This is a genomic window from Vibrio sp. 10N.247.310.23, assembly GCF_041467155.1.
GTDB classification, from domain to species: domain Bacteria; phylum Pseudomonadota; class Gammaproteobacteria; order Enterobacterales; family Vibrionaceae; genus Vibrio; species Vibrio crassostreae_C.
Map to the genome: position 1 here is coordinate 20009 of NZ_JBFSTZ010000036.1, position 24939 is coordinate 44947.

18 protein-coding genes and 1 pseudogene are annotated in these 24939 nt (G+C 41.8%); 8 read left to right on the forward strand and 11 right to left on the reverse strand.

Annotated features, from left to right (window positions below):
* The first annotated feature begins 3 nt into the window (after window positions 1-3).
* Window positions 4-450: a hypothetical protein gene (locus AB6D93_RS21395; RefSeq protein ID WP_102333063.1), complete on the forward strand. Its 447-nt coding sequence runs from the start codon at window positions 4-6 to the stop codon at window positions 448-450.
* Window positions 451-581: 131 nt separating this feature from the next.
* On the opposite strand, the gene AB6D93_RS21400 is transcribed toward AB6D93_RS21395, so the two are convergent.
* A complete protein-coding gene (locus AB6D93_RS21400) occupies window positions 582-854 on the reverse strand; it encodes a helix-turn-helix domain-containing protein (RefSeq protein WP_102333062.1) in 273 nt (90 codons plus the stop codon).
* Between the two features lie 331 nt (window positions 855-1185).
* Between AB6D93_RS21400 and AB6D93_RS21405 the strand changes: the two genes are divergently transcribed.
* A complete protein-coding gene (locus AB6D93_RS21405) occupies window positions 1186-2007 on the forward strand; it encodes a restriction endonuclease (protein WP_102333061.1) in 822 nt (273 codons plus the stop codon).
* Between the two features lie 617 nt (window positions 2008-2624).
* On the opposite strand, the pseudogene AB6D93_RS21410 reads toward AB6D93_RS21405, so the two are convergent.
* From AB6D93_RS21410 to AB6D93_RS21420, 3 genes and pseudogenes are all read right to left on the reverse strand, one after another.
* Window positions 2625-2824, reverse strand: a pseudogene (locus tag AB6D93_RS21410) (group II intron reverse transcriptase/maturase); the annotation flags it as partial.
* Window positions 2825-3073: 249 nt separating this feature from the next.
* Window positions 3074-3232 carry a hypothetical protein gene (locus AB6D93_RS21415; RefSeq protein WP_016799988.1) on the reverse strand — a complete coding sequence of 53 codons (159 nt, stop codon included), beginning with the start codon at window positions 3230-3232 and terminating at the stop codon, window positions 3074-3076.
* 18 nt (window positions 3233-3250) lie between these two features.
* On the reverse strand, window positions 3251-3979 hold the full coding sequence (locus AB6D93_RS21420) for a zeta toxin family protein (protein ID WP_102333060.1): 729 nt from the start codon (window positions 3977-3979) through the stop codon (window positions 3251-3253).
* A gap of 640 nt (window positions 3980-4619) precedes the next feature.
* Here AB6D93_RS21420 and AB6D93_RS21425 point away from each other — a divergent pair.
* The 4 genes from AB6D93_RS21425 to AB6D93_RS21440 are packed head-to-tail and all read left to right on the forward strand — an operon-like array spanning window position 4620 to window position 9277.
* On the forward strand, window positions 4620-5714 hold the full coding sequence (locus tag AB6D93_RS21425; protein ID WP_102333059.1) for a CBASS cGAMP-activated phospholipase: 1095 nt from the start codon (window positions 4620-4622) through the stop codon (window positions 5712-5714).
* A complete protein-coding gene (locus AB6D93_RS21430; protein ID WP_102333058.1) occupies window positions 5711-7036 on the forward strand; it encodes a CBASS cGAMP synthase in 1326 nt (441 codons plus the stop codon). Before AB6D93_RS21425 ends, AB6D93_RS21430 begins: the two co-directional genes overlap by 4 nt.
* Window positions 7037-7041: 5 nt before the next feature.
* On the forward strand, window positions 7042-8820 hold the full coding sequence (locus tag AB6D93_RS21435; RefSeq protein WP_102333057.1) for a ThiF family adenylyltransferase: 1779 nt from the start codon (window positions 7042-7044) through the stop codon (window positions 8818-8820).
* Window positions 8810-9277: a Mov34/MPN/PAD-1 family protein gene (locus AB6D93_RS21440; protein WP_102333056.1), complete on the forward strand. Its 468-nt coding sequence runs from the start codon at window positions 8810-8812 to the stop codon at window positions 9275-9277. The genes AB6D93_RS21435 and AB6D93_RS21440 overlap by 11 nt, the downstream gene beginning before the upstream one ends.
* A 275-nt stretch (window positions 9278-9552) precedes the next feature.
* On the opposite strand, the gene AB6D93_RS21445 is transcribed toward AB6D93_RS21440, so the two are convergent.
* The 4 genes from AB6D93_RS21445 to AB6D93_RS21460 all read right to left on the reverse strand — a co-directional run bounded on the left by AB6D93_RS21445 (window position 9553) and on the right by AB6D93_RS21460 (window position 14775).
* Window positions 9553-10383 (reverse strand): hypothetical protein, encoded by an 831-nt coding sequence (locus AB6D93_RS21445; protein WP_102333055.1) that lies wholly within the window; start codon window positions 10381-10383, stop codon window positions 9553-9555.
* 201 nt (window positions 10384-10584) lie between these two features.
* Window positions 10585-11619 (reverse strand): restriction endonuclease, encoded by a 1035-nt coding sequence (locus AB6D93_RS21450; RefSeq protein ID WP_102333054.1) that lies wholly within the window; start codon window positions 11617-11619, stop codon window positions 10585-10587.
* Between the two features lie 88 nt (window positions 11620-11707).
* Window positions 11708-13081: a UvrD-helicase domain-containing protein gene (locus AB6D93_RS21455; RefSeq protein ID WP_102333053.1), complete on the reverse strand. Its 1374-nt coding sequence runs from the start codon at window positions 13079-13081 to the stop codon at window positions 11708-11710.
* A complete protein-coding gene (locus tag AB6D93_RS21460; protein ID WP_102333052.1) occupies window positions 13078-14775 on the reverse strand; it encodes an ATP-dependent endonuclease in 1698 nt (565 codons plus the stop codon). The genes AB6D93_RS21455 and AB6D93_RS21460 overlap by 4 nt, the downstream gene beginning before the upstream one ends.
* Before the next feature lie 372 nt (window positions 14776-15147).
* Between AB6D93_RS21460 and traD the strand changes: the two genes are divergently transcribed.
* A complete protein-coding gene (gene traD / locus AB6D93_RS21465; protein ID WP_102333051.1) occupies window positions 15148-17187 on the forward strand; it encodes a type IV conjugative transfer system coupling protein TraD in 2040 nt (679 codons plus the stop codon).
* 181 nt (window positions 17188-17368) lie between these two features.
* Complete coding sequence (gene traI / locus AB6D93_RS21470; protein ID WP_102333050.1) at window positions 17369-23152, forward strand: conjugative transfer relaxase/helicase TraI; 5784 nt, start codon at window positions 17369-17371, stop codon at window positions 23150-23152.
* A 20-nt stretch (window positions 23153-23172) separates the two neighbouring features.
* On the opposite strand, the gene AB6D93_RS21475 is transcribed toward traI, so the two are convergent.
* The 3 genes from AB6D93_RS21475 to AB6D93_RS21485 all read right to left on the reverse strand — a co-directional run bounded on the left by AB6D93_RS21475 (window position 23173) and on the right by AB6D93_RS21485 (window position 24921).
* A complete protein-coding gene (locus tag AB6D93_RS21475; RefSeq protein WP_029224421.1) occupies window positions 23173-23532 on the reverse strand; it encodes a hypothetical protein in 360 nt (119 codons plus the stop codon).
* A 555-nt stretch (window positions 23533-24087) separates the two neighbouring features.
* Window positions 24088-24531 (reverse strand): lytic transglycosylase domain-containing protein, encoded by a 444-nt coding sequence (locus AB6D93_RS21480; protein ID WP_102333049.1) that lies wholly within the window; start codon window positions 24529-24531, stop codon window positions 24088-24090.
* 54 nt (window positions 24532-24585) lie between these two features.
* A complete protein-coding gene (locus AB6D93_RS21485) occupies window positions 24586-24921 on the reverse strand; it encodes a type I restriction endonuclease subunit M (RefSeq protein WP_136975210.1) in 336 nt (111 codons plus the stop codon).
* Between the last annotated feature and the right edge of the window lie 18 nt (window positions 24922-24939).

Genomic DNA, 24939 nt, shown 5'->3' on the forward strand with positions numbered 1-24939 from the left:
TTAATGATGAAATGGATCGTATTAGGCTTAACCACTTTATGTTCGTTTTCAAGCTTAGCCAATAGTCAAATTCCAGAAATCGACCGCATGAGCAGTGGCAAGAACCCTGCAAATATGCGTTACTACGTTGAGCATTATCGAAATCCCGATAGCCCTGAGTATCGAGATTTATTGATTGGGGTTCGTGTTGCTGCGGATACAATAAATCTGTATACCACGCGCTTAGACTCTCGCAATCAACGTATCGATTATTGCTTACCCATGAAAGATCCAGCCAATCGCGAAACGTTATGGGAATGGAAAACCGAAGAGTTAATGGAGCTGATTAATAACCAAATTGAACATAATATTAAAAAATACGGTAAACCAGGCATTAGCGGCTCTATCGGTTATTACTTAGCGATGGGGCTAAAAGAGCAATACCCTTGCCCGGTACAAAAGCAATTTTAAGCTGTCGATTTACCTTGCTAAAAGGTTATCCGTTCTTATCATGCTGTTCGCTGTAACCCCCGTGATATATCACGGGGGTAAATTAGACCAAGCTACTGACTTGCAGCGTTTTTCAAGGTAATGATGGCTACCTATAAGCTTTCAACCAATCCAAGTTTATTACTTGTGATCTGGTTTAATTTTTTGCTGAAACTCCCCCTGTTGATCCCTAACATCCTAGCAGCCTTTGATTGATTACCACGCGTATGAGCTATCAACTCAGTAAACAATGTTTCTAGCACCGTAGGAGTAACCCAAGACATATCAGGGCTAGCTGATTTATTATCAAACCATGTTAGCTCCAGTTCTGCTCGGATAAGTTTTTTTAAATGGTCTTTGTTGATTGGGGTTAGTTGGTCATTCATATAAATTGAAGGTTGTTAATCGATTTTATCATGTTGGCAAATTTATCATGAAAGTGCCTTAAAATCTGCTGACTCCCAAATTTGATGTCATGCAGGTTTTGATTTGTAGTCGCTTGGTGAGCACAGTCATCTTGACTTGAGTATGTCGTCTACTCGACAACTATGAGTTAGAAGTGTTCGGATTCCGAACAAGAAATCCGAATTCAAGCGTTGCCTTCCCAGCCCTAGCTCATCAATAGCTATCATACTGATAAGTATCACCTTACAAACTATACCCATCATCTATCGCTTGTGTTTTAATGCATCTAAACGCTTATCAGGTAATCTGCAAATGGCACGAAAAAACGATGGAATCATATGGCACTTAATGGATGCTCCATGGTGGTTAAGCGTAGTGCTCTCTGCCTGTATTTATTTTGGGTTTTCATATCTATTGCCTAGCTTGGCCGTGGATAGCAATAATTTCATCTTTGAAGCTATTGCTCCAAACTTGCCCTTGATGGCTCCATATTTTACGTTCTTATTTCTTATCCCCGCACCGATAGCGTTTTTCAAGCAATATCAGAGAAAAAGAAGCTATCTCAAGACGAACACTCAGATTAAAATTCAGAGGAATACTTCCCCACTAAATCACCTAACTTGGATCGAATTTGAAAGTTACATCGGAGAATACTTTAAATCTCAAGGGTATGCGGTCAAACAGTCTTTCGTTCAAAAATCTGATGGCGGTGTTGATATTTGGCTTACAAAAGATAGTGAATTAAGTCTTGTACAATGTAAGCATTGGAAAACTCGCAAAGTGGGTGTGCAAATTCTAAGGGAAATGTACGGTGTCATGATCGGGAACAATGCCAGTAAGATGATTATCGTAACTTCAGGAGACTTTACTTCTGAGGCTGTCGCTTTTTCCCTAGATAAGCGCCTGTGGCTAGTCAACGGCAGCGAACTAGTACATATGATTGAAGATGGGCGCAGCTTTCAAAATAAACCATCAATATCGCCCCAAACACACAGGGCAGGCGTCGAATCTATGATTTGCCCTAGTTGCCAATCTAAGCTTGTCATGCGTGTTGCTAAGCGAGGAGCTAAATCTGGTATGTCTTTTTATGGTTGCTCTACGTATCCAAAGTGTCGTTATACTTGCGACTGCTGAGTTTTAATATATTCGCAAAACACGCTTGTTGTAGAAAGTAATCTTTGATAGCCCGAAAGTTGCTGCTGGCATCTATGCTATTTGGCATAGCGCACAACTGATTTATTGCGGTATGTCTGGAAGACAAATCGAAAAGAACAGTCATAAGCCCAAATTTGGTCTAATCACACATATTCAAAGTCATGCTTCTGGTCCTTAAGTGTTGACCAATTTTGCGGGTACGTTACGAACCATTTGGTGATTCCGAGTTTGAAACCATCTGACCTCCCTCGCTTTGCTTGCGGAGACTCAAGCTCGACGCTCTAACGAAGGAATACATCCACCAGCCTCTTGAATTTCAATATGTTGTTGTCGATACAAACGAATGGGCTTACAAGCTAGAAGATAAGGCTAGGTCTAGCGAGATATTGGGACAATTACCTCTTTTAAACCCTCTCTAGATAGGTTTTGTCCAGAGTATGCTAAAACTAATCACACAAAGGCTGATCAGTTTTAAAAACGTTTTTGTCGAGTAGACAACACTTGCTTACCAAGTACCGCCCCTCTAAGAACCTACGTGCAACTTTCACTGCATACGACTCAAGCCTCCACTAAGGTATCATTTGATACCCAACAACTTATAAAGCAAGCAGGACAGGCTCTTTCCAAGAGTTACGAGCTAGCCTTTGGGTTTTCTCTTCGCCAAGTATTCTTGGTATTGAGGGGCAAAAGGGGTCGCAACACTCCTGATTTTCACGTGTCGCTCGATGGGCACTTTCGCTATTTGGGACAGATTGAAGTGACAGTCCATGTTCATGATTGTCTGCCAACCGTGAAATTACCCCTAGCCTTTAAGATTCTCATAAAGCGGTGAACAACGCTTCATACGACTTCAGGTCGTACGGACATAAATGATTTACAACCACTGCACTAAACCGCTTCATCAGATTAGAAAGAGTATCTTGAAACCTTAAACGATTGTTATGCCTTTGTTTGTTCATACGCTAAAGTTAGAGGTGTAAAAAAGCCGATTCAACTGTGTTAGTTTGAATCGGCTTAAAGAATTGATGAGCAAGAGCATGTTCGATTATGCAACTGCTTTGGCCTTCTCAATTGTTGAGTTTTGAGACTCTGAAGCAGCGACGATCACTCTTTTATAAACTTTTTTCTTTTCACTTGAAGATGTACGCTTCACAAAATTTGACAATGGTGATGAAGCAACCTTCTTACTGCTAAAATTAAACATAAAGCCTCCTATCAACCTTTAAATGCCCACAATTTTTTTTACTTCTTCTAAAGTATAATTCGGTTTCAGATAAGGTTTCAAGCTACTAACGTTACTATGATAAGTTCTAGTGCTGCCATCATTATCTTTCATCAACAAGTCGACTTGGATCTTTTTACCGAATTTTTCCTTCAACGCCTCTATAACTGACTGAGAACCAAAGAATTGTTCTACGAAGTGTTCAGGGAGAATTTTTCTACCTTCAACTTTTTCTCTCGCGTTAACAAATTCCCATGCCAGTTCAGGACGTTGATAAACAAATATTATCAGTACATCTCTGTCTTTGTCTAAAGATCTTTGAATGTTTTTTTCCGCTACATGGTAGCTTGATAACGTTCCGTCTAATAAGAAACTCTGACCATTCTTAAAGATATAGTCCATTGAACGTTCAACAAGAATAACAACTGCACGCTGAAATAAGTATGAATTCGAACCATCGTAATCTTCAAATTCAATGCGCAAGTCATCAGGATCTAGGCGAAGAACTTGCACATGACCATCAGAGATGGAAGCAACTAATTCTTTAGATGACTCTGTTTTCCCTGCCCCTGGAGAACCACTCATAAAGACAGATACAGGAGCCTCTTCTGGAAGGTAGACTGCTTTATCAGTAAGCCTTCGGCAAATCTTAGTCCTGTTTTTCTTGGCAAAGATGACTGCCCTGTCCCTGATTGTAAGTTCTTCGTCATTAAGATCCAAAATGACCATCTCATAATTATTATGTTTCGCACATTATACACAATAATTAACGCCTAAAGGCATAACTTGCTCTACCACAAGTGCGTTTCAATACATCTAAAAATTCATGTGAAATATAAGCAAAGCTAGGAACCAACCATGAGCTAAATTTGGCTAACTTAGGGGCGACAAACATATAGAAGAGCAAAAAATCTAAGAAAGTGCCACTGGTAAAAATTCGACCTGAGAAGCTTTTGGACATCTTTGTGTTAGGGAATTTGCTAAATTAGAGCAGTGTGGATAACTTTTGGTATCGAAAAACACACTATCGTGTCTATGCAATTCTAACCAAGCCTGATGATACATGAGGTTCGTCTGCGTCCTAAATAAATTCAATACAAAATTATTCTCAGATAATTAATGCACAAACATGCTCACTGTATATATCAACAGAAGGCATTTCCTACGGCCTAGGGTTAGCAGACGCTAACAAGAAAGATCCCTCTTTGGAATTATCGTTCATTTTATCCTTTGCAAGCTATTGAAAAATACCGCCCATACCCATATCTTGTGTTTAGTTGCTATTTAAGTGTCAATATATGGAATGGATACTATAAGTGCAGATGGCATTTATAAAGCACTCCAGTAACATCAGATTAAAGGAAAAGAAATGAGCGATAACCTCCTTCCCTCAAATGCAGTCCGAGTCTTGAGCCTCAATGGCGGGGGCGTCCGAGGCCTTTTTACTATTAGCGTGTTAGCTGAATTAGAGCGAATCCTTGAAGATTCTTCAAACGAGAAGACGATTAAGATTGGTGACTACTTTGATCTGATTACAGGTACATCCATAGGAGGACTTCTCGCTTTAGGGTTGGCCGAGGGGAAATCTGCACGAGAGCTAAAAAACGTTTTTTATAGTAAAAGCGATAAGATATTTCCTCAGCATAAATGGTTCAATAATCTACTAAAAACAATCAAGAAAGCGTTTGGTGCCACTTATAAAACTGGGCCACTGAAAGAAGCCATTATTGAAATGATTGGGGAAAGCACAACATTTAACGATCTTGATAGGCGTGTAATGATCCCTACTGTCAACTTATCAACGGGGCGTCCTCAGTTTTTTAAGACACCACATAACCCAGATTTCACTCGTGATGGGCCTTTGAAGTTGGTGGATGCTGCTCTAGCCACGTCTGCTGCACCTACTTATTTCGAACCATATTTTTGCGAAGATCTTAAAGCGTACTTTGTTGATGGGGGGTTAGTTGCTAACAATCCTAGCTTTGTAGGGTTGCATGAGGTTTTTGGTGATATGAAAAGTGATTTTCCAGATGCTTCATACTCAGATATCCATGTTCTGAATGTTGGGACTATGGGTGAAGAATATGCACTTAGTCCGAAGCTATTGAGAGCAAAAAAGGGTTACCTAGGGATGTGGGGGTTAGGAGAGCGATTAGTTCTTACTACTATGACCGCTAATCAGATTTTACATCAGTTTATGCTATCAAGAGAGTTGAGTGTGCACGGTGCCATTGGCAATTATATTAGCTTAGATAGCCGAGTCCCAAATGAAGCAGCAGGAGATATTACACTTGATAACTCTAGTATTGAAGCGCTAGACAATTTGGCTTCTAGAGGCAAGCAGTTGGCAAATGAAGAGTTTGCAAAAGATAAACGGCTAGAATTGATTTTTTCTAAACCAGCTGAAACATTTAAATCTAAAGCGAGGGCTGATACCTCAAACGAAAAAGGAACATTAGCATGAATTGGAATCTACACCATTACTACACTAATCGAACAGACGGTTTAATGGGTAAACTTCTTCTCAATAAAGAAGAAGATGAAAAGCTTTTGTATCTTCGTAATACTGTCCGGAAGCGCATTACAAGTGTCTTTGAGGAAGTTGGGGCTATAGCCAAAGAGCAGGCTGCGTTTAGCCAAAATAGTGACTATCTGTACACTCGTCTACTAAAGACAAATCTTCAATATCTTACCCAACAAAAAATCATTGAAGCAAGCAGTTTGTTGAGCCAAATGGACAGAGATACCTTAAAGGAGCTTTCAATCTTAAAGCCTAGATTTTGGACTCAGGGAAGCTTCAAATACAAAACTTTAAACCGCCCTTTTCACCTAGGCCAAGAAATGGACATTGATGATGGAACCTATCTTCCAATGACTTTCTTTGAGTCTGAACCAAAGATTGGTCACCAACTCTTAACTCTTCTGGTTGATGCTTCCCTTAAATCACTCGTTGAAGAAAATATTGGCTGGGAGTTCGATAGCAAACGAACTTGTGCTCGTATAAAAATCCCTCAAGAGCGAACACACATTGATGTGCCAATGTATGCAATCCCAAAAGAACAGTTCTTGCAAAAAGAAACAGCCATGCTCAAGGCGTTAAATAATCGTACTATGTATGAGTCAGCGGGGATGGAAGCATATGGCTTTATACAAGATTCAGCTGATGACCTAGAGTATGAAAAGTTAGACTCTGAAAATGTAAACCTTGCTCTTAGAGATGGAGAACCTGGTAGTCCTAAGTGGATGAATAGTGACCCGAAGATTGTTGAAGATTGGTTTGAAGGCGAGTGCCGCCGTATAGGCAAACATTTGCGAAAAATATGCAGGTATATGAAAGCTTGGCGTGATGCACAATGGCAAGTTGGTGGTCCATCGTCCATCAGTTTGATGGCTGCAACGGTTGAAGTTTTGCAGCAACACTCTGTTGAGGCTCAAGATATGGGAGAGACAATGAAGGTTGTTGCTGACAACTTATACCAAGAGTTTCTTAAAGGGGTTGAAAGTCCAGATGACACTGATGAAAGACCATTGTTTCCGCCAGAAAGTCAGCATACCAATAGAGAGCGAGATATTGTTGGTAAGTTGAGGTTATTACCTGAACAACTACGAGAAGCAGAAAGAGCTGAATCAAAAAGTGATGCTCTATCTAAATTGTCTTTAGTTTTCGGAGAGCGAGTTTTTGACAGAGAGCTTATTAAGCATAAGGCTGCCGCTCCTGCATATAGTCAGGAACCAACTAAAGCAAACTCTTCTACACAAATCAGTTCTTCAATGGTGAGTGGATAAACATCGTGAGTATTACTCATCAGGCTCTACTTAAGCTTGGTTATAGTTACAGACCTATAAACCGTTTAAGAAAAGAATCCTTTTTACAGAAACACTCCATTTTAGGTGGGGTTTATATAAAAAGATACGATACAAAGTATGGTGCGTTTGAAGTTGCAATGATACAAGCGAGTGACCCGCATATTGAGCTTCCAACTGTCTTTGTAATTGAGATGCCGCTAGCTCTCCAAGGGCGGCTAATCCCTCATATATCTCATGAAGGCTACCTGTGTTACGTCGAACAAATGGAAGCTGACTGGAATCCGAATAACTTAGTTGAACTATATAAAACTGTAGATCTTCAGATAAAGACAACACTAGATATTGCAGTAAATGCTATGAACAATGAAGTCAAGGGAGACGAGGAGCTTGATAATGAATTTGTATCTTACTGGTCTTCTACTGCCGAATTATATTCACTCAGCGAACTTCGAAGACACTCCAGCTACACATCCGTGTTAGCAAGAGCGACAGGTAAAGAAAAGCTACGGTCAAGTGAGTATATTACCGTAGAGGTTGATAAAAAAGAGCATGACTTACAGAGCAATCAGTACTTACAAAGCTGGCTAAATCAAAGAGGCTTAGAGTTGGTTCGTCCTGAGAGCCCTTCGATAAAAACTCATTATGTCTGGGTTCGTCCAAGTCGGTTATCCGGTGTAGAGTGGCCGCCTCAAGATCTTAAAGAGGTGCTATCTTGGCTTGAACTAGTTGATTTCAGCGCAAGAGATCATCTTGTTCGATGCCTATCTAACTCAAAAGCAAAAAGAAATATTGTAGTGCTTGATATTGAGAAGCAAGATCCGGTTTCCCTTTATCTAGAGATAGATGTCAATAGTATTGAGTGCCAGTTTAGTTCGCGGAAAACCCGAAGAAAGAGGAAGCAAACGTCTTTCAAAAATCTGATCGGAATTATGTCTAGAAAAGGTTTTTGCTCCAAGCTCGCTCGGTTATCAATTACTAAAGCGGATAAATCCGCCATATTAAGCCGTAATCAACAGAGGGAGTTTGAGTTAAGCTCAAAAAGCATTGCTCTAATTGGGTGCGGTACAATAGGGGGATATTTAGCAGAGTTGCTCGTTCGAAACGGAGCTGGCTTAGATGCGAAATGCTTACATCTCTACGATAGAGATACTCTAAAGCCTCATAACTTTTCTCGGCATACACTTTCTGTATCAGACTTTGGGAGCAATAAAGCCTCAGCTTTGGCTAAAAAGCTTAAGAACTCAACACACTTAGCTAAAAATATTTCTGGATTTGATAATAATTTTCCTATCAATGAAGGAACGCTTAGTAAGTACGATATTGTTATTGATGCAACTGGTCGTCCCCCTATATCAAAGAGGCTAGCATTTGTTGTTCGTCAGATATCAGTCAAACGGCCTACTATCGTTCATGTGTTCAATGATGGTAATGGTAGAGCAGCTAAGGTTTTAGTTGATGACAGTCTGAGTTGCTATGGGTGTATGACGGTTGATAAGAGCATCCATCAAGACCATATCGACATGCGCTTTAAAGACCTAGACCTGTCTAAAGAAAAAAAAGTCAGCTGTGGAAATACTTATACAGTTTATGACGCTGGAGTAAGCCAGATTTCTGCAGCTATGGCGTTGGAGGCCGTACTAAATACTCTTAATGCAAGCACGCCTTGGACTTACAGTGAGTTTATCTTAGACCCTCGCCATCGTACCGGAAAGAGAAAGGTACTGCAGCCTCAAATGCAATGCGTGGTATGCAATGAAGTTTGAGAGAGAGCTTACGTATCAAGATAGCAATGGACACCTCGTCATAATTACTGAACATGTTTTAGCCGTTCTAGAAAAATATAGACAAACTGAAATGCAAGATACTGAAGCAGCAGGTGTGCTACTTGGTGAAGAAAGAGGCCAGCATATAGTTATTACTGATCTGTCTAAGCCCGGATTTGGTGATCTTAGACAGAGAAACCTAGTGGATAGGCGAGGTAAACACCATCAACAGAAAGTAGATAATTGTTTCCAGTTGTCTGGGGGAACGGTTAATTATATCGGAGAGTGGCATACTCACCCCGAGGACTTCCCTCAACCATCGCAACAAGATAAGTCATCATGGTCAGCACACCTCAAAGGCGGAGCAACTAAGATAGTTCTCATTGTCGGGATAAAAGATTTTTGGATCGGAAAGATGAAAGGGACTAGATTATCAAAACTTTCCTCTCGCAGGTAATCGAATTAGTTTTGTTTATAGATCTTAGAAGGTACTGAAACTTGGATTGGGGCATTTTCGAGCTATAAAATGCCACGGGTAAAAATTCAATCTGAGAAGTTTTTGGACAAAAGCGTGCCAGTACCCCATCTAAATTAGCAATACATGAATAACTAAAAGTATGGAAAATAACTTAAGTTTGTATCCATTATTGACTGATACGAATCATTTTCAGACATTCAAGTCGGTTATACAGCAACAGCACAAAAGAACTCAAAACACTTCTATCAAAAAGTCTATAAATCATAGAGGTAGAACTTGAGTTCATAACCATTGCCACTTGGCCATTGTTCCTTAACTAGTTTCCAACGATGTTTACCATTAGCCATAGATAAAGGCAGTTTAGAGTGATCTTTAACTGCTTCTGCAATTTCTGTCGGTAGTTCCAGTCCAGTGCTTTTTAGTGACAGAGTTTTTGCCGAAGAAACTAGTTTATCAAATGACCTTTTAGTGTTGTTAGGAGCATTCATATTCAGCACTAACCAAGCCTGACCTTTCTGGTAATAGTATGCGATGTTGTTAGGCGCTCCAGATGAGCCAACAATATTTGCGTCAATATTTAAATAATCGGAGCTACAAGATTTATACTCTTTGTTCCAAGCCCTTGTGCTTAATTTATCGTCAGACAAAAAGTCACATTCTTCTGGTCGAGAATCTGAGCCAGAGCCAGAAAATATACCGACCAAAAATAACACCCCTAACACCGACCAAACCACATTTTTCTTCGATTTTCTTTTTAACAGAAGTACTGTTGAGATCGGGTTGTTGCCAAGTTTCACGAAACTATCATAGATAGCCAAGTAAGTTTTTTCTTTCATAGTAGCAACGAAAGATTGAGTAGAACCTAACTCAAAAGTTACGTAATACTTCTTTCCTATTACCTCATTCTTTTGAAGCTTAACAACGTCTTGTATAGGTATTTCTTGTACGTTGTAAGTCCCTGTAGTGAGTTTATTATCTTCGAAAGTCCAAAGGCCTAGCTCTATGTCACCCTTTTCAACTGTTATCGTTTTCATTTGCTCGAATAAATCCTTTTTGCCGAGGTGTTGAATTGCCACCAAATCCATAGACACTTTGTGGCATAAGAAAAAATAGGTCAAATAACCTCATATAGAAATGAGAAACGGAACAGATCTAGCTTAGAATAGGGCAATTTTTTGTAAGCCATGAACCCCGCTGAGAAGTCTCTGGACAGAAACAATTTAGGGGTATTGCACAAAACCGTTTCTGTCAGATTAGAAAAAGTATCTTTAAACCTTAAATGCTAGTTAGGCATTTTTTACCCAGTCATGCAGAATTTTAAATGAGTCGTTCTTTGCTGCTAGTTCATTTAAATCTAGCTGTTCGACCTGTTTCGATAAAAATTCTCGCATATTGTCACCACGGCGCACCCTACGTAAGTCCTCACGTTTTACGCCAAGCCAAGATTCAATAGCTGGATCAGGTATTGCGTACTCCCAATTTGATAACTCGACACCACGTTTTAGCATATCTCTTGTACCAGAAAAGTCGTCATCTGAATCTGTGACAATAAGCACAGGTGAGCTTGTGCCAATATTTACTGTCGCATTTGCAACTCTAGGAATTGTCATTTTACCCATAGCTACAACTATATTGACCTTTTTAGCTAATCCATTTTCTCGCAAGATTCTGGTAGCTAATAGCGAAATAATTTCACGGTCGGTGGAACCTTCACAGATAACAACCAAATCTGATTGACCTTCAAAGTTTGCATCTTGTCTAACTAAACTCGATGACATATTGTCATAAGTAAATGCCTCAATGATTATTTGTCCATCTTTGGTAGCTTGCTCGTAGTTGGTCGAGTGGTACACCACCCCCTGTTCCGCTGCAATTCGTAACTTAGACTTAAGAACATTTTTGAATGTGCTGTTGCCAATCAACGCAGCATCAATATCCTCTTTACCAAACAATATAACATTGAGAGATTTACCTAAAGTGAGAGCATCAACGGCGTCTTTCGAGTAGCCAGACATTGAAATGAAGACTCCAATTGTCCCCAGCAGCTTACCATCGACTTTACCTTTGAACTGATAGATCGATGAGGCAGGAAGCTCATTTGAATGCCACTTTGCTTCAAGCAAGAAGACGCTACCATCAAGGAAAAATGATCCGTCAATCTGTTCCCCATCGGCTTTATAACTAGAACGTGGGTCCATTCCCTCACTATTTAAGCAATTTTTGAGAATTTCTTCAAAAGCATACCCTCGTTGTCTAAACCAAGTTGAAGATGCTCCCTCTGGTGGTTCAAGCCACTTTTTGTATTCTTCTTTATAATTCATTTCACCAAGTCTTATTTATTTCATCTTAATGCCTAATGCTACTCAGACGTATAAAAGTATCTCTTTATTCAGTGTGAGCAAAACCAAGTCAGTCATGATAGACGAAACCGAGTGCTCCAATGGAATCTCTCACCACACCCATGTCAGAATCAGAGAGTAGGTCATGATCCAAGGCCAGTATCAATCTCTTCTTTGCCCGCGTAAGAGCTACATAAACCTTCTTCCACTCTTTGTTAAAATAATTAGCTCTACTGAGGTTATTTTTAGTTAGATATTTCAGTAGGTTAGGACTAATAATAACAACACAAGTATCGGCATCCAGCCCTTTAACCGAGTCAATGCTTTGTACTCTAAACTGAACGTTGTCTTCTGTACATTTAGCGCATAGTTCATATAGCTGAGCAAAGTGATAATTCTCTAGTGTCAACGAATGTCTAGCTTTTAGCTTGTTTACTGCTCTTTTAGCATTATCTTTAGCTACATCATCCATAAAGTCAGCAAAAGCTGCTTTCACAAACAATGTCTTGTCTTTCTTGTGGTTAGACTCACGAATCATCTCCTCGATCTCTCGGGGGAAAGAATATCGATGCTTAGATGATGTTGAATACCGACCAGTTTTTTTGTCGATACAAACTATTTGTTTAGTGTCTATGTAGCTATTGAGTAGATCGTCGTACTTAGCGTCGGTTGACTCTATATACATTAACTCACCGACAACCTCCGATAGCGACTCTTGTTGCTGATCTTCATAGCAAAAACCGTTAGAGATGGCTAGTATCTCGGTAGGTACACGTCTAGTATGGTTGTTGATCTCAAGTATGGTTGCATATTCTTGTGCTGTTACTTTCTCAATAAAACTATCGAGTGCTTTGGGGTACTTGATTGCTTGTTTCGGGTCTCCGATCATGTATACGTCAATACCGTTACTGCCGAGTACCTCGAATATTCGCAGTGCGTCACCATCTAGGTCTTGAACTTCATCAATGAATATTTTATCAAAACAGTTTTCAAGAATAGCCAAGAGTCGTTGAACCTTGGCTTTCTTAGATCTGTTGCTGTGTTTGCTTACGGTCTCATCAACAATTTGTTTAGCGATGTTATAGACGTTCTCTGCGTGAATGACATTTCGCTCTCTTAAGTGTTTGAATAAACGAGCTTTATATTTAGGATTCCCAACAGACATAATTGATGCATCGTTATATACATCACCGAGTGTAAATGATGAAAACGGATAGATAATTTCATTCAGCAAGAAGCTATGTACTGTTTGTATACAGAGATTTGGCGGGATAAAGCCATGCTGTTTGATAACCTCTTGCTCGATCTTTGCTGTTGCTGTGTTTGTGTACGTTAGTGCAAACGTCTTCTTGTGACTGGTACAGGCTTTGATGTGCTTTATCAAAGCTTCTGCTAAGCCATAAGTTTTTCCAGCTCCAGCCCCAGCAATTTGCACTTCAATCATGATACTGCCTCAATGACTTGTGCAATATGAGGTGGTAGCTCAATATCAATTGGGTCTTCTTCACGGACCATTGCATCACACACATCTAGCATTCTAGCTGCTTTACCCTTGATCATGTGATCTGATACTTCTTTAATATCTTCCGTCATACCGAACAAACCATTTAGTAAAGACAAGTTGTCGTCTGTTTCTACTAAATCAATTTCTAGAGTGTAGTTGGTGGTTGTTCTTACAGTGATGTTGGTATGAGCTGCGTCATAAGCATCATGTTTTGCTTTCGTTGCATCTGAATTGTCATAGTCACGGATAACACCGATTTTCTTATTAAGATTATCTTTGTTTAATGCTAGCCAAATATTTAAGAAGTTGGTGTAACCGCGTTGCCCAATAGCTATGAGTTCTAGGTCTTGTAGACCAGCTTTTTTAGACAGATATGTACTAATTAGCATTTCTTCGGTCGTACCTTCGACCAGAATCACTTTGTTTGCGAACAACAGCTTCAGTATGTCGAAGTTAGGTCGTTTTCTTAGATAATCAACTAATTTAGGTGAAGCGTCTGATAGGCTAATAGCTTTATCTCCAGTAAATGCTAATACATTAGAGATTTGTAGCTTGTTGATGATCGTAGGGTTATGAGTCGAGATTATGGTTTGTACCAGCGAGCCGCTGTTATTTGAACTTTTCTCGACGAAGTCTCTTACTAAACGCAGATTGTTAACGCTTAAGTGCGCTTCAGGCTCTTCAATACAACATAGGTTGAATGTATCGCCGCACGACTTGTAGTAAGCAAACAGAATGAATATGTAAATAAGGTTTCTTTGTCCCAAGCCTTTTTGGTACAGAAACTCGTCGCCATATTTGAGCGTGATGTTCGATAAAATATTCTTCAAGTTAGGCAGATTAGGAGTGCATTCTAGTTTTTTGATAATGTCATCGTAGTTATCAAAGTCTGGGTTAGTACTAATGACTTTGTCGAATGTCTCTGTGTCTTCGATTGCGGTAAAGAACTCAGAGTAAGCAGTATTGATCTGACTTTTGCCATCATCATCGAGTGTGTTCATAAGCAGCTTTGTGAAGATGCTGTTAGATTTCATTGAACTGCTTTCTGAGAAATCATCTCGCTCAGCGTTGATACTATGAATGCTTACGTGTTTGAGGTCGCTAAAGGCGATAGTTTTTTCGTTGTTTACCGATACGATTTGATAATCATATAGCTCGACGGGTAAGGTAAACCAGTTCACATCGTCGATAGTCTTACCTTCAAGCGACTTTTTTACTACTTCAAGTAAGTCCGCGTCGTCTTTAGGCTTAAAGTCATATCTAATTTTATAAGTTTCGCCATCACCATCAGATACTACCCATTTAGATAACAATGCAGTCTCATAGCTATCTTTGGGATCAGCGAACTCTACAGTCACTGATACTTTTGGAATTTTCAGGAGCTGGTTTGGTGTAGGTTCTTCGCTGATTACTGAAGCAAAGAACTCTATAACTGAGTCCTTGTTGATATCAGAAATGCTTAAACGCTTTTGATTGAAATCTATCTGATTGCCACTTAGGGGTAACGAAAGTGCGGTGAAGAAGTTTGTCTTGCCCGTGTCGTTTTCTCCGATAACAACAGTTAGCTTTTGTAACTGAGCCTCAAAAGATCGAAAGCTGCGGTAGTTATTAATCGTTACCTTTTTGATGTACATAAGAATTATCCTATAAAGCATACAAGCGCATATGCCACTAATGTACTACAAAAGATCGAATTCAAATAAGTGTTTTACCGTCATAATTACAGCATCTATGATTAGCCTCACATGCCCTCGAACATTAGAAAAACATATCGAAAGACTATAGGTGTGATTTAAGTATTCAACTCACAATGGGGCAAAAGTGTGTTGCCGTGCTCGGCTCTAGCATTGTGATCACCAAGCGATTCTGTCGAACCTTAACCTTGGCACTCGTAATACACCTCCTTTGCAGCCTGTCACCTTATTTCTGATTTCATTCTACCGACCAAAAGCGCCGCACTCAGTGTGGGCGCTTTTTTTTTGTTTTCCTTCACAAGGAGTTTTTCTATGTCTACAACTCGTGGTGGTCAAATCACTTTTCACAACATCCGTATGTGGTGGCAAGTGAACGTGACCACAATCAAGTACCTCAATATCTTCGCGGCCTTGCTAGGGCTCCTCACCACCTACTTCATCACCTCGACTAACACATTCACGGGTGCCTACTACTACAGTCTATTTCAGCTTTTCAACAAGTTAGGTTTTAGCTTAGAGCGCAACGTGGTGGTCGAATGGGAAGAGCAACGCTACAGCAGCACCCTTGGCCAACAACTGCAAAACCCCATCTTGTCACAGTGCTACCAAGAATTGCTGCAAGCCCTGTTTGTTGGCCTACTGGTCTATGTGGCCGCTTCCACCGTGCTGTTTGTGATGATTAACCACTGGTTTAAGAGAAAAGGGCAGAAGCAGAGCGAAGATAATCACATTCGAGGCTTTCAATTGGCTGAGCCTAAAGCCGTCACCGCAGAGCTAAAAAAGAAGAAAAAACTCTCCCCTTTTGCGCTCGATGGTCACAAGCTTTTTGTTGATGGATTTGAAGTCAAACACCTGATGATTGACGGCACTACGGGGGCAGGTAAATCCGTTGCAATTCGCAAGCTCTTACGTTGGATACGGGCGCGAGGCGATAAAGCCATCATCTACGACAAAGGCTGCGATTTTGTCAGTAAGTTCTATGACCCGCATAAAGACGTGATTTTGAATCCCTTCGATGAGCGTTGCGCTGCATGGGATATTTGGAGTGATGCCAAAGAAGCCCCGGACTTTGAATCGCTCGCGGCCGCGCTTATTCCGCAACACGGCGAAGGCGACCCGTTTTGGGTGGATTCCGCACGAACCATTTTCGCAGCAACCACCTATCAAATGATGATCGATGACAAACACAAATGTACCATTGAAAATTTGCTGCACATTATCTTAACATCTGAGCTTTCAACGTTAGGTGAACACTTAAAAGACACCGAAGCCAGCTCCCTAGTCTCGAAAAGTATTGAGAAGACGGCTATCTCCATCAAATCGGTTCTGGCGACTTACATTAAATCCTTACGTTACTTACATGGTTTGGATGAAAAAGACGCCCAAGGCCACCGTAAACGGGCGCCATTTTCGATCACTGATTGGGTACAAGACGAATCACAACAAGGGTTTCTGTTCCTATCCAGTAATGCAAGACAACACACCGCCCTCAGACCACTGATCTCGATGTGGCTTGCGATTGCCTCCAACGCCATTCTAGGAATGGAGCCCGATGACGACCGCCGAATTTGGGTGATCATCGATGAAATGCCTACGTTACATAAACTGCCTGAGCTCACGCACATTATTTCTGAAGTGCGTAAATTTGGGGGGTGTTATTTACTGGGGTTGCAATCTTACGCTCAATTAGAAACCACTTATGGGCGTAACGCGGCCAGAGTCATTTTTGATTTGCTCAACACGCGCTTTTTCTTCCGTGCCCCTTCAAAAGCGATGGCCGCCATTTCCTCGGAGGACCTTGGTGATCAAGAAATCGATATCTCACGAGAAAATATCTCTTACGGTGCGAACGCACTGCGTGACGGTGTCTCACTCGGCCATCAAAACAAAACGCGCCCGGTGGTTTCTCCAGCGGAAATCCAAGGTTTGGATGATTTAGAGTGTTACTTGCGAACGCCTAACTCCATGCTCATCACGAAACTGCAACTGAAATACGATCGCATGAGCAATCTCCAACCCTCCTTCATCAAACGCAGCATACTCGGAGGGAAAGCAATGGAGAGTATCGATCAAGCCTTAATTTTTCATGAATTAATTGCTTTGCATGAACTCGATGAAACCCAAAGAAACCGATTACTTGCCATCCAGCAAAGTACCTATGAAAACGAAGAAGAGCAGCAGCAAACCAGAGCCCGTCAAAAACAAACTCTTGCCAAAGCCTCGAAAAAGAAAAACCCGACCAATAACGCAACCCAAAACCAACAGCTCGCAGAAGACACACAAAATGCACTTCAGCGAGAAACCGAAGAGGCATCCATAACACAAATAGAACAGGGCGAGATGTACGATTAACCACACGAAATACAACATCAATGCTCACTGAGAGCAAAAACAATTTAGCCCTCCCCTGTAACAAGCCCGGCCCCCTCCATTCGCATCAACACCGTCGCTAACCCATTCGCACGGAATCCAAATCACCGGCATTTCGCTGACGTGGCAGCTTTGCTGCGCCCCAACAAAAGGAGAACACCTTATGATGTCTATTAGCCCTCTTAAATCCGCCTCTGGCGCCGCCAAGTATTACTTGAACGAAGAAAACACACCAAATACCTTTGATACGTCACTCGAGAAAGACAGTAACGACAACTACTACCTCAAAGAAAGCAGTACCAATGAAAACACTTTTTGGCACGGTCAGTTAGCCAAAGAAGCAGGTCTAATCGGTAAACCGGTTAACCAAAAAACGTTAGAGTCCGTTTTATCTGGACACCTAGGCAATGAAACCATCAAAGGTAAACGGGGCGACCATAAATGTGGTTTTGACCTGACTTTTTCAGCACCAAAAAGATTAAGCACGCTCGCACTCGTTGGCGGGGATACTCGCCTTATTGATGCACATAATGACGCGGTCAAATTTGCTCTATCTCAATTAGAGACAGACGCAGCACAAGCCGTCTCGATTAACAAAGAAGGGGAGCGTGAGTTTAACAATACCGAAAACATGGCCTTTGCGGTCGTCCGCCACAAAACCAGTCGTGAAAACGATCCACAACTCCATTCCCATGCCTTGACGGCAAACATGACCCGCGACAAAGAAGGGCAACTGCGTACACTCGCCTCTTCTCTCAAACAAAAAGGCGGCGTCATCAATGGGACAGGCGAGCGCATTTACAACTTCCAAAAATACTACGGTATTTTGTACCAGAGCCAATTGGCTAAAGAAGTTATAGAGTTAGGCTATACAACGCGAGCCCTCGGCAATGGTCAATTTGATGTTGAAGGCGTTCCTCAAGTATTAATCGACACCTTCTCCACTCGCTCACAACAAATAGAACAACAAACCTTAGACTTAGGCTTTGAATCCCGCGCGGCAAAAGACGTAGCCAACCTTGATACGCGCAAGTCCAAAACCTACGAAAGTGAGGCAACGCTCAATGCTCATTGGCAACAAACGGTGCGCAACGCAGGCCATAAGCCCGAAGAACTGGTTAAAAACGCCCTGGGGATCACTCCACAAGAACAGAACCCTGAAGAAATCGCTAAAGACGCGTTTGGTCGCGCCGTTGAACACTTAGGGCAATACAACACAGCATTAAAACTGGAAAAGATTATAGAATTAGCCGCGGCCGAGTTTACCAAAGGCGGCGTACAAGCCAATGCGATTGACCTTAAAATGGTCGCTGACCAATGGGTGAAAAACGGTGCTCTCATCCCTCTTTCAGAAAAAGGTCAATACACCACTCAAGCCATGCTGAAAACCGAACAAGCGTTAATGGCGGCCAGCAAAGGGCGTACGCGCCATATGCGCACGCCAGTCAATGACGCTACGTTAGATAAATTAAACCTCACTCAAGGCAACCGCCAAAAGGTGGCGGACATTTACCAGTCCACCAAGCAGTTTCATGTGGTTAATGTGTTTGGCAACAGTGAGCAAATCGCGCAAAACCTCTTGAACGTCGGCAACCATGTCGGTAAACGTGTCCACTTAGTGTCACAAAACGCCAAAGACAAACACCGTCATAGCCAAACCATCCAACGTGAAAGTCATACGGTCGCCACCTGGATAAAACACCGATTTCAAGAAGAGCAGCGCCACTCTGTCCATAGTTTGTTGCACTCAGACGTCCCTATGACCAACAAAGACATCCTTCTTGTCGACAGCGCCCACAAAATGAGCGCCAATGAGTTGATGGCTTTAAACGCAAAAGCTAAGGGATCGGGTAGCAAAGTCATCTTGCTGAACAACACGTCCAGTCGCCAAGGTTTTAAATCTTATAACGCGATCGAGCTTTATCGCAGAGGCAACGTCGTCTCGCACTCTTGGGTAGACAGCAAACAGAAAGACAGTAAGGTTACCTTGCACAACAGCGATACACGCACCCTCGCTAGAGCGTATACCCACTTACCAAACAAAGAAGACACACAAGTGCTGGCGACTTCTCACCTTGAACAACGACGATTGACGGACGCGATCCGGTCCTCTCTGCAGAACGAGGGTCAACTTGCCCGCAGCGGTATCACCTTGTTCACTCAGCAGCCTCATTATTTGTCTAAGCCCCAACAGGAGTTAGCGCAACATTACAAGCCAGGTATGACCCTTCGCCATTGGGAAGACGGACAACCTCAAGAGTTAGTGGTTTCAACCTCGGATAAGGCAAACAATCGACTCCATGTCCTGAGCAAAACCGATGGACAAGAATACACCCTCGATCCCGCTTCCGCCGGATTCAAAGCCCTCAACATGCAGATCTTTAAACCTGACTCGCTGCAAGTTAACCAAGGTGAACGCCTCATGACCACAGGTAAGCACTTTCCATCTGAGTTGAACGCCAATGAGCGTTACGTAGTCACGGATATTTCTAAAGAAACCCTAACGTTAACGGACACACAGGGCGAATCGAACACCATCCCCGTTGAAGCCCTGAAAGACGCACCACTACAATACGACTATGTCCATACCGCCAGTCATATCGAACCAAGGGCGCACACCCTCCTTTCAGGCAAAGCCTTTACGCTCTCGAAAGCGCTCTTTCACGAGCTGACCGAGAAAAGCGCGCGCATCGATGTGTTTACCGACAACCCCGATAAAGCCCAGGCCGCGCTTGAGAAAAGCGAAGTGAAGCTTTCTGCCATCGAGCGAGTCATGCAGACTCAAAACGTCAACGACCGCTACCTCTCTGAAACCACCGCCGCCACAGTCAAAAGCGACATCCAGCAAGCCCTCACTCTCTTAAACAAAGAGCACAATTCACCACTGCAAGAGAAAGCGTTGAACTTTGCCCTGGGTCATCTTTCTGAAAAAGAAGCGGCGTTTACACAAAAAGAGTTAGTCGTCGAAGCGATCCGTTACGCTTTTGAAGAGGCCAATCAACCGATAATCAAAGAGCAAATTGAAACAGAGCTCGCCAAACGCAGTGACGTCCTCTCTGCCGAATACAGCGATGGTACACGCTGGACCACCCAAGCGGCACTCGATACCGAAAAACACATTTTACGAAACATTGAGCAAGGGAAAAATCAACACAAGCCGTTTGCCACCCACCAACAAGTCAGAAATTATCTCGATGCACAGCCTCTCCTTACCCAAGGACAAAAGGACGGCATCACCCTTATCTCAACGACCAAAGACAGTTTTGTGGCCGTGCAAGGTTTGGCGGGCACCGGTAAATCCACCCTGCTCGAATCCAACCTTGAATTGATTCAACACGCCACCCAAGCCTGTAACCAGGCACCTTCGCAAGTGATCGGCCTAGCGCCCACTCACGCCGCCGTCAGCGAACTGGAAAGCAAAGGGATACAAGCGCAAACGCTGGAAAGCTTACTGACCGACCTAAGACGTGGCATCACCTTACCAGAGGAGCACAAAAACACGCTGTTCTTCCTCGATGAAAGCTCCATGGTCAGCAACCAACAAGCCAAAGAGCTCACCGACCTTGTATTGAAAAGCGGCTCCAAAGCCACCTTGCTTGGGGATAAAGAGCAGCTGCTTTCTCTTAATGCTGGTAAACCGTTTGAATTGAGCATAAGTCAGGGCCGTATCGATACGGCTTACATGACCGACATCGTTCGTCAGAAGAATGAAATACTGCTTGGCGCCGTACACAACATTGTAGATAAGCAGCCAGACAGCGCCCTCGATAAACTCTCTCAGCAAGGCCCTGATACACTCGGTAGCACGCAACATATCGTCTCAACCCTCGATGAGAATGCGAAAGACCAAAGCAAAGCGCAACTCATCGCCACCGAAAAGCTGCCTTACGCGGTGGCGCAGGACTACCTTGCCCGCACGCCCGAGACACGAGAAAACACGCTGATCATCGCTTACACAAATAATGAGCGTGACCACATCACTGAGCACATTCGTGCCGGACTGATGAAAACACAGGAGATAGGCCAAGAAAACATCATCACCACCCGATTACGCTCTACAGGTGATAGCAAAGAAGAGCTGACCACCATGATGCCTTATCAGAAAGGGCTCATTTTAAGCACCAAGCCAGGAGAGTACGACATCATTACCCACGTTGATTCGGAGCACGGTTTGGTGACTCTTCAAGACGTAAATACAGGTAAGACAAAGCCATTTTTACCACGCAACAAAGACCACAAATACACGTCACTCTTCGTTCAATCAGAAAAGCCACTTTCAACCGGGGATAAAATCATGACCCGATTTACCGACAAAGCGCGAGGCATTAAAGCCAATGTGGAATACACCATCAGTCATGCCACCAAAGAAGAAATCACCGCGCTGTCGAAAGAGGGGCAAGCGTTAAGCCTTAATCCAAACCAACTGAAAGACGGCCATTGGGATTACGCTTACACCAGAACCGCAGATATGGCGCAAGGCGCGACGTATCAGAACGTCATTACCACCCTAAAGGGTAAAGGCGCACTGACGAACTTAAGACGCGCTTACATCGATTTAAGCCGGGCGAGTAGTCATGTGAAACTCTTTACTGACAGCCCAAAACAGATGATGAAGAGCTGGTTATCGAAAGAGGTCAATAAACACAGTGCCATTGAAACCATCGAGAACATAGCACCACACAGTACGCCTTACTTTAATGACAAAGCCCTATCTCATGAAGACGTGCGTTATCACAATAGAAACGGAGATTTTGACTACAACCAATTTAAAGAACACATCAGCCAAACGTTACCGAAATACACCGAAAGCTTAGCCATCAACCTCTTGGGGCAACCGAACCCATCTAAATCAGACCGTGATTATCTCACCTTTGGTATTGGAAAATCGGCAATAAAGGTATCGTTAACGGGGGAATATCGAGGGTATTTTAAAGACTATACCACCGGTAAAAAAGGCTCATTAATCAATTTAATGATGATTCATAAGGAAATATATTATAAGGAGGCAATGCAAGAAGCCCACAACATTCTTAATGATCCTGATAAATACCAACTCACCGCCAACCCCAAACATGACCAATTACTGAATACGACGCCAAAACACATGGCACAATTTGAAGAGAGAGCGAAAGAATATATACAAACCAGCCTGCCACTCACAGGCACATTAGCCGAAACTTACCTCAATAAATTGGGGATTGAACACCCTAAGAATGACCATGTTCATTTTCATCAAGCAGTATATTCCTCAGAGGACAAAACATTTCACCCGGCGATGATAACTAACATTCACGATAAAAAAGGAGAAACAAAAGCGATTGAAGTGACTTATTTAGACGGGCAAGGAAATAAAGATCCGGCACTCGACATCAATCCACGGATATTAGGCACGAAATCCAAACAAATAACGCAATTCCATCAAGGCCGTGATTTGCACACCACCATCATCAGTACCTCAATCGAGAATGCTTTTATTATTAATCAAGCGCATCAAGGCCAATACGACATTATCAATGTCAATCATAAGAATGACATTCAGAATATCTCTACCGATGAACTCAGACAGAACATTGTGATTGTACTGAGTCAAGGCAATACTGATTTAAATCCCAACAACATTGAAAAAATCATGGCTAACTTTTCAGGGAGAAATATTCAGTTTGTTTCGCCTGACAATATGCTTGAGGAAATCAAACAGGGTATTGAACAATACCATCAACAAACGCATCAACAAAAAGAGGAATTCGACACACCCACTCAAGACCATGATTCATTAACCAACAAGCAGGACACTGATATTAATCAACACACAAAAGAAATCAAAGATAAAGAGCTTGAACACTTCGACAGCAAAGAACCCTCCCCTCAAAAAACGTTTGATTTTAATCAGGAGCGTGACAACAACAATGACCAATATAATAAACTAGATAGAGAGTTAGAGCGGTAGAAAAAGGGGTGTCCAATGGACTACCCTTTTTTTTTGCCTGCCAGAAACTCATCGACTTTATTATCGATATCAGATTTCACCTGTTGCCTAAAGGGTTTGGATTCTTTTTGTTCTCGGAATAATTTTTCACCATCAAAGGTTTGTCCATGAACCACATCAGTGATCGCAGATGAACCACGAACGACACGATAAATCTCTTCCATCAACGCACGATTCGATGGACTATCATCCTCACTATCATTGAGTTTAATGCGCAGTGCCAACATCAAAAGTTGCCGCGTGGCCTCGGCATCACTTAACGCTTCCTTATCCCTAAACGTCTTAAAATCTTGCGCTAACTTTCCACGTAATGAGCTTTGTAATGGATAAGAACGTGTCATATTGCCCTCCTCAATCCCAATTAAAAGCATTGTTATTCCAATGAAATTTCAATCAATTAATTTTATAAAACACCCATTGAGCCTTGTCAATAAAGGGCTCAATCAACATTTAATGATTTCCAATTAAAATAACATTGAAAACGCTCTCATCGCTTTACATATAAGGGATCAATCAATATTCATTGAAAATATATATTTATCCATTGAAATTTAAGCGGCTAATTAGTGTAATTTTTGAAAATTTTTCCACGTTACTTTAAACGACTATTATATCTTTAAATTCTTGTTTTTATTGTCTTTATGTTTTTAACAGACAACCATTTGCATTGATTTCAATGCGCCGTGGTGTGTGGATGATTCCCAAGTGGTAACAATGACCTCCAATGAGTCTGCATCTAGTTTGTTTTCTTGGGGTGTGTTTTAGGGACGTCGAGCTCAAAAGCCGAACCGTTGGCGATTGAATCTAGGGTGATTGAGACCATTAGGGAAGGAATGTAAAACGGAAAAAGAAGATCGTGACACAACTAGCGCCGCACCGTTATGGTGCAAGAAAGGTTATTTTAATGGCAACTGATAATAGACTTTTTGAACTTTTTTGATGTATATTCTTCTGGCGTTTTCGGTACGTTTAAGAAATCCTGCATTATAAGCACCTACGCTATTCCAGTTATAACCATGGCTGGCAAAGTTAGAGCTTAATACCCACGCACCTAATGAAACATTAAAACATGGTTCGTAGACATTGGTTTCATTGACATTAAATTCAGTCAGTCGAGGAAACCAACTAGAGTTAATTTGCATGAGTCCAAAGTCACGACTGGTTACTTGACCTTTTTTATTTTTGTTTTCGTTATAAGCATTAGGATCAAGACTGCTTTCAACTTGTGCTATCGATCGCAGCAAATCTGGATCAACATTATAATGTTGTCCTGCTTCATCAAAACAAAACGAATACCCGACACTTGGAAATACCGACAATAATAACATTAGTTTTTTCATAAGCTAAAAAATGGAGCCCAAAGGAACTCCATTATATCGTGTGAATTGACGTCATCAATATTCATTAGGGAGTAAAATCGTAGTGCAACTACGATCACGCTCGGTAATTATCCAGACTTGTTCATTACAAATGGTGTAACTGGATAAAACCCGCTCGCCTGTCTTGGTGGCTTCGTCATTGGTAAGTTTATCTTCAACACAGACATTTCCCCAATCACCATTTTGGTGACGATGTAAGTAAATCGGTAAATTCACACCAATATTGTTGTTTAGCAGTTCAGCAATGCCTTGTGTACAAACAACTTTGCCAAGATCAAACGGCACAGCCGTACAAACATAATTTTTTTCTTTTGTTTCTTCGTTACCTGATGTAACATTTTTAATGTTCATTTTATTTACCCCTGTATT